This window comes from Burkholderia sp. MSMB1078WGS (assembly GCF_001528895.1).
Taxonomy (GTDB): domain Bacteria; phylum Pseudomonadota; class Gammaproteobacteria; order Burkholderiales; family Burkholderiaceae; genus Burkholderia.
In genome coordinates, this window is sequence record NZ_LPDI01000071.1 from 181,053 (window position 1) to 188,042 (window position 6,990).

Below are 6,990 nucleotides of genomic sequence, written 5' to 3' on the forward strand. Positions count from 1 at the left end.
CACTCACGCTCACCAGTTGTATTTCGCGCTGGCCAGCACGGTCCGCTCGTTGCCGAACACGCACACGGCGTACGACTGACAGCCGCTGACATAGCGCCGGTCGAACAGGTTCGCGACATTCACCGCGAAACGCCAGCGCGGCAGCTCGTAATGGATCGCGAGGTCGTAAAGCGTCGCGCTCGGCACCGTCAGCGAATTGTCGGGCGCGCCGGCCGATGCGCTCTGGTAGCGCACGCCGCCGCCGATGCCGAGGCCCGCCAGCGCGCCCGTGCGCCACGTCCAGTCGGCCCACATCGACGCCATCTGCCGGGGCAGCGGGACGGACACCGGCCAGTGGTTCAGCGACGCGTCGTTCGCCTGCACGTTCTTGACGTCCTGATAGAGATACGACGCGACGATCGACAGCTCGCGCGTCAACTGGCCGACCGCGCTCAGCTCGATGCCGCGCGAGCGCACCTTGCCGGTCTGCACCGACGTCGTCGCGGTCGGGTCGAGATTCACCGGCGTGGGCGTGACGACGTTGGTCTGGTCGATCCGATACACGGCCGCATTCAGCATCAGGTTCCGGCCGGCCGGCTGCCAGCGCAGCCCGGCCTCCGTCTGCGTGCCGCGCGTCGGCTTCGGCAAGCCGCCGCCGTACATCCGCACGCCGATGACCGGATCGAACGACGTCGAATAGGCGACGTACGGCGACAACCCGGCGTCGCCGCGATAGGTGAGCCCGACCCGCCCGGAGAACGCACTGACGTCCTGCTGTGCATGCGAGCCGGCGGCCCGGTCGTCGAACCGCGCATTCACGACGTCCTCGCGGCCGCCGAGCGTCAGCGTCCAGCGCCGCCAGCGGATCTGGTCCTGCGCATACACGCCGAATCCGTTCATCGCGGTGTACTGGTCGACGTGGCCGAGCGATGTCGGGCCCGAGAAGATCGCGGCGGTCACAGGCCGATAGACCGGGTGATACAGGTCGAGCGACGGGGCGAGCGCGAGTTGCACGCTGTTGGTCGTCGTCTGCCGGTCGAACTGCAGGCCGAACAGCAGCGTGTGTTCGAGCGGCCCCGTGCCGAAGCGCGCCTGTGCGCGATTGTCGATGTCGAGCCGGCTGTAGTTGAGCTGGAACAGCCCCGCGAAACGCATCATGTTCGTCGTGCTTCGGGGCGCGAGGCCGTTGCCGAACACCGTCGCATCGTCGAGCGACAGGTGCGACCAGCGCACGTCCTGATGCAGCGTCCAGATCGCGTTCACGCGGTGTTCCAGCGCGTAGCCGAGCGACCATTGCTTCTTGCGGTAGTCGTTGAACGACGGGTCGCCCATGTAGATGTCCTGCGACAGGCGGCCGTTCGGGTTCGGCAGCACCGTGCCCGACGCGGGCAGGAAGTTCGACGAGATGTCGCCGCTGTCCTGCAGGTATGTCGCGGAAAACGTCAGCGACGTGTCGGCGTTCGGCCGCCACCGGAACGACGGCGCGAGCGCGACGCGCCGGTCGCCGTTCGGGCCGGTCACCGCGTTGCCGTCACGCGCGACGCCGACGAAGCGGTATGCATACTTGCCGTCCGGATCGAGCCTGTCGCCGACATCGAGCATGGCTTGCTTGCGCGCATCGTTGCCGATCTGCACGCCGGCTTCACGCACGCGCGTGCCGTCGGCGCGCTTCGTCTGCGCGTCGACGATCGCGCCGGGCTCGCCCGCGCCGTACAGCACCGACGTCGGCCCGCGCAGCACCGCAATCGAATCGATCGTGTACGGATCGACGCGCCAGTTCGCGATCACGGCCGTGTTCGGCGCCGGCAGGCCGTCGACGTACAGCGTCGGCGTGAAGCCGCGCAGCGCCGCATACCAGTCGGTGCGGCTGTCGGCGCCGAACGTCGCGAAGCCGGGCACGTAGCGCAACGCCTGGTTCAGGTCGGCCGCGCCGGTCATCTCGATCTGTTGCGCGGTGACGATGTCGATCGTTTGCGGAATCTCGTCGATCGGCGTTTCGGTCTTGGTGCCGGTGGCAGTGCGCCGCCCGACGAGCCCGACGGCCGAAGCATCGGCCGGCCCTCGCACGTCGATGGCCGGCAGCACGGCCGCCCCCGGCGCCGATGCCTGCGCGTGCGCACCGCCCGCGGCGGCCGCGCACAACGCTCCGCCTGCCGCGATCGCCATCGCGCGCCGCCCCGTCCCTGTCTCCGTCCACATCGTCTCGATACTCCGTCGTGCTGGGTTGGCCCGTTCGGCCGGATCGACGAACCGTGTATTGCCCGGTCCGTCCGGTGGTGTCGTGATTGCCGTGCCCGGCGAACGCAGTGAAGCGGAGATCGGTGCGCACCGACCGATTGCGCCGTTCGCGAGCGCAGCGATCATACCGGCCGAACGTGGCGCGGTCTTTAAAAAGAATTGGACCGGTGACGGCGGCGGCACGCATATTGCGCGTCGCCCGAACCGCATTCAGGAACCCGGCGCAGCCGGGCATCGACGTGACACGCACATCCGGCAGGATTCACATCGGTATTTCAGGCTGGCGCTACCCGGGCTGGCGGGGAACGTTCTACCCGGCGGACCTGAAGCAGGCCGGCGAGCTACGGTATGCAGCGGGCCAGATGCAGACGATCGAGATCAACGGCACGCACTACAGCCTGCAAGCGCCGGACAGCTGGCGGCGCTGGTATGCCGAAACGCCGCCGGGGTTCGTGTTCAGCGTCAAGGGTTCGCGCTACCTGACGCATATCCTGCGTTTTCGCGACGAGGCCGCCACGGTCGCGTGCGCGAATTTTTTCGCTCAGGGGTTGTTCGCGCTGAAGGAGAAGCTCGGGCCGCTGCTGTGGCAATTCCCGCCCTCGCTGCGTTTCGACCCGGCACACATGGAGCACTTCCTGGGCCTGCTGCCGCACGATACGGAAGCCGCACTCGCGCTCGCCCGCCGGCACGATTCGCACGTCCGGGCGCCCTATCTGGAGATCGACCGCAAGCGAGCGTTGCGTCACGCGGTGGAAGTGCGGCACGACAGCTTCGTGGATCCGGCGTTCGTGAAGCTGCTGCGCCGCCACAAGGTCGCGCTCGTCGTGTCGGATTCGACCGAGGCGTGGCCCCAATTCGAGGATCTGAGCGCGCGGTTCATCTACATGCGGCTGCACGGCACCGAAACGAAGTATTCGGGCGAATACGCCGATGCGGCGCTCGAGCGATGGGCACGCCGGATCGACACGTGGAGCCGGGGCGCGCAACCCGACGATGCGCGTCTCGCCGCACCGGCGCTGCACCCGCCACGCGCGGCGACGCGCGACGTGTACTGCTATTTCGACAACGACACGAAAACGCAGGCGCCGTTCGACGCCAGACGGCTGATGGCGCGGCTCGGGTTGCATGCGCATGACACGGCATCCGAATGAAGCGGCCGGCAAACTGCATGGCGAACATGCCATCGGCAAACGAGAGGCCGGGCGCGAAATATGCTCCGGTGCTCCCGGATCGCGCGTCCTCGTCGCGCGCACCGCGCGCCCGGCAAATTTTTCACGACCGGCAACCGGCGCCATGGGCCAACCCTGCAAGGAGAAAAAGCGATGACCCTGCTCATCTACCTGGTCGGATGGATCATTTTCATCGGCGGCGTCGTCTGGGGTTTGATGACGCTGCACGTCGCGCAGCACATCATCGAGATCGTGGCCGTCATCCTGTTCGGCATCGCGGTCATCACCGGCGCGACGCGCGCCCGGAATCGCGACCGGTCGTAGCGCTGCACGGCGCGGGCGCCTGCCCCAACGGTCGAACGGCATCGTCCGGATTCCTTACGTACGTCGCATGGCCGTTTCGCGCGCCCGAGCTGGTCGTGCGCGAATCGACCGGGGTAGCGCCGGATTGACGGTTCGGTATCCACACGTTTGCGGATGCGGCATGCGGCGTATGCGTCGGGAATGAACGAAGTGGCGTCGGTCCCGCGGTTGCCGTTTTCTCGTTCGACGAGGGCGGAAACGTACATCGCTCCCTTCGACGCGCGGCGAACCGATGCAGGAAGAGATCGGGAAACCCGAGATGGAGGCATGCGACGCCACGGCTCCCCGAAACGCAAAATGGCGCGTCACCGAGCCAACGCCGCGCGAGTCGACACGATTCATCGTCCCGCCGGCGTTGTGGATGACGCGCCTGAGGTGTGAAGATTCGCGGCCGCCCGGAGCATGCGGCGGCCGCGGTATCGACGTCGCCTACTTCTTGATCACCGGAACGGTGAGCGAAGTGACGAGCGACGTCACGGGTGCCAGCAAACCACCGCCCGACGCGCTACCGCCCCCTTGCGCGGAATTGCCGTTCAGCGAAACCGCCAGCGCGGGAACGACGCCGGCCACCGACCCGACGGCCGAACCGACCGATTGCACCGCCGCGTTGGCGATCGTCGCGCCGCCGGAGATGAGCGCCCCCGCGGCGTTCGTCACACCGCCGACCGCACCGGCTGCCGTACCGCCATTGAGCGCGACACTCAGTGCCGGAAGGGTTCCGGCGACCGCGCCGGCGGTGCCGGTCACGGTGTGCGCGAGCGAACCCGTCAGGCCTGTGGTGACCGTCGCGAGCGAGCCCGCCGCACCGGTTGCGCCGGTGAGCGCGCCGGAGAGCGCGCCGGATCCCGAGCCGACGACGTTGCCGGCACCGCTCGTGGCGGATCCGATCAGCGACGTGACGGTCGATGCGATCGGTGCGATCGCCGCGGTGCCGCTGCCGGCGAGGCCGGTTACCGCGCCGGACGCTGCGCCGATCGCACCGGTGGCTGCGCCGACCGGCAACGAGCCGCCGAGATTGCCGACGATGCTCGTGATCGGCGTGATCAGCGCGCCGCCGTTGCCGGCGACACCGGTGACGGCGTTGACGACGCCCGTGCCCGCGTTGGCGACCGTGCCCACGAGGCCGCCGAGACCGCCGGCCGCGCCGCCGGCACCACCCACTGCGCCGGCCAGCGTTCCGACTGCACCGGTGGCCGTGTTGCCGACCGCGCCCACGAGGCCGCCGAGACCACCGGCCGCACCGCCAGCACCGCCCACTGCGCCGGCCAACGTTCCGACTGCGCCGGTGGCCGTGTTCCCGACCGCACCCACGACGCCGCCGAGACCACCGGCCGCACCGCCGACACCGCCCACTGCGCCAGCCAATGTTCCGGCTGCGCCGGTTGCCGAGTTGGCTACCGTGCCTACGATGCCGCCGAGACTGCCGAGACCGCCGGTCGCACCGCCACCGACACCGCTCGCTGCGCCAGCCAACGTTCCGACTGCGCCTGTTGCCGAGTTGGCTACCGTATCAACGATGCCGCCGAGACTGCCGATGCCACCGGTCGCACCGCCGCCGACACTACCCGCTGCGCCGGCCAACGTTCCGACTGCACCGGTTGCCGAGTTGACTACCGTGCCTACGATGCCGCCAAGACCGCCGGCCGCGCCGCCAGCACCGCCCACTGCGCCGGCCAATGTTCCGGCTGCACCGGTTGCCGAGTTGGCTACCGTGCCTACGATGCCGCCGAGACTGCCGAGACCGCCGGTCGCACCGCCGCCGACACCGCTCGCTGCGCCAGCCAACGTTCCGACTGCACCGGTTGCCGAGTTGGCTACCGTATCAACGATGCCGCCGAGACTGCCGAGGCCACCGGTCGCGCCGCCGCCGACACTACCCGCTGCGCCAGCCAACGTTCCGACTGCACTTGTTGCCGAGTTGCCAACCGCGCCTACGACGCCACCGACACCGCCCACTGCGCCGGCCAGGGTTCCGACTGCACCGGTGGCCGTGTTGCCCACCGTGCCCACGATGCCACCGAGACTGCCGGTCGCACCGCCGACACCACCCGCTGCGCCGGCCAACGTCCCGACTGCACCGGTTGCCGAGTTGGCTACCGTGCCTACGATGCCGCCAAGACCGCCAGTCGTGCCGCCGGCACCGCCCAAGGCGCCAGTCACAGTTCCAACTGCACCCGTTGCCGTGTTACCGACCGTGCCCACGATGCCACCGAGACCGCCGGTCGCACCGCCAGCACCACCCAGTGCACCAGTCAGCGTTCCGACTGCACCCGTCGCCGTATTCGCTACCGTGCCGACGACGCCACCGAGACCACCGGTCCCACCGCCGACACCACCCAAAGCACCAGTCAGCGTTCCGACTGCACCCGTCGCCGTATTCGCTACCGTGCCGACGACGCCACCGAGACCACCGGTCCCACCGCCGACACCACCCAAAGCACCAGTCAGCGTTCCGACTGCACCCGTCGCCGTATTCGCTACCGTACCGACAACACCGCCGAGCCCGCCGGTCGGATCACCCACTCCACCCAAGGCACCCGTCACCGTACCGACAGCGCCACTTGCCGCATTGCCCACCGTTCCGACAACGCCACCGAGACCACCGGTCCCACCGCCGACGCCACCCAGCGCGCCAGTCAGCGTTCCGACCGCACCCGTCGCCGTGTTCGCTACCGTGCCGACAACACCGCCGAGGCCGCCAGTCCCGCCGCCCCCGATGCCACCAAGGGCGCCGGTTACCGTACCGACCACACCACCAAGCCCGCCAGTCGGATCGCCGACACCACCCAAGGCGCCCGTTACCGTACCGACTGCGCCGCTTGCCGCGTTGCCCACCGTTCCGACGACGCCACCGAGACCACCGGTCCCGCCGCCAACACCGCCCAGTGCGCCAGTCAGCGTTCCGACCGCACCCGTCGCCGTGTTCGCTACCGTGCCGACAACGCCGCCGAGGCCACCGGCCCCGCCGCCAACACCGCCCAGTGCGCCAGTCAGTGTTCCGACTGCCCCCGTGGCCGTATTCGCTACCGTTCCGACAACACCGCCGAGGCCACCAGTCCCGCCGCCCCCGATGCCACCCAGTGCGCCAGTCAACGTTCCGACTGCGCCCGTCGCCGTATTCGCTACCGTGCCAACCACGCCGCCGAGGCCGCCGGTCCCGCCACCGCCAACACCACCCAGCGCGCCAGTCAGCGTTCCGACCGCACCCGTCGCCGTGTTCGCTACCGTGCCGACAACGCCG

4 protein-coding genes are annotated in these 6,990 nt (G+C 69.3%); 2 read left to right on the forward strand and 2 right to left on the reverse strand.

From position 1 onward, the window contains the following. Positions 1-9 precede the first annotated feature (9 nt). A complete protein-coding gene (locus WT24_RS17775; protein WP_060035240.1) occupies positions 10-2,178 on the reverse strand; it encodes a TonB-dependent siderophore receptor in 2,169 nt (722 codons plus the stop codon). Between the two features lie 278 nt (positions 2,179-2,456). On the opposite strand from WT24_RS17775, the gene WT24_RS17780 reads away from it, so the two are divergent. After that, complete coding sequence (locus WT24_RS17780; RefSeq protein ID WP_059794638.1) at positions 2,457-3,368, forward strand: DUF72 domain-containing protein; 912 nt, start codon at positions 2,457-2,459, stop codon at positions 3,366-3,368. A 171-nt stretch (positions 3,369-3,539) separates the two neighbouring features. Then, entirely contained in the window at positions 3,540-3,710 is a 171-nt protein-coding gene (locus WT24_RS34925) for a hypothetical protein (protein ID WP_179949065.1), read from the forward strand. Positions 3,711-4,178: 468 nt separating this feature from the next. Here the strand turns inward: WT24_RS34925 and WT24_RS34930 are convergent. After that, on the reverse strand, positions 4,179-6,990 hold a 2,812-nt coding region (locus tag WT24_RS34930; protein WP_060035241.1), incomplete at its 5' end, for a hypothetical protein.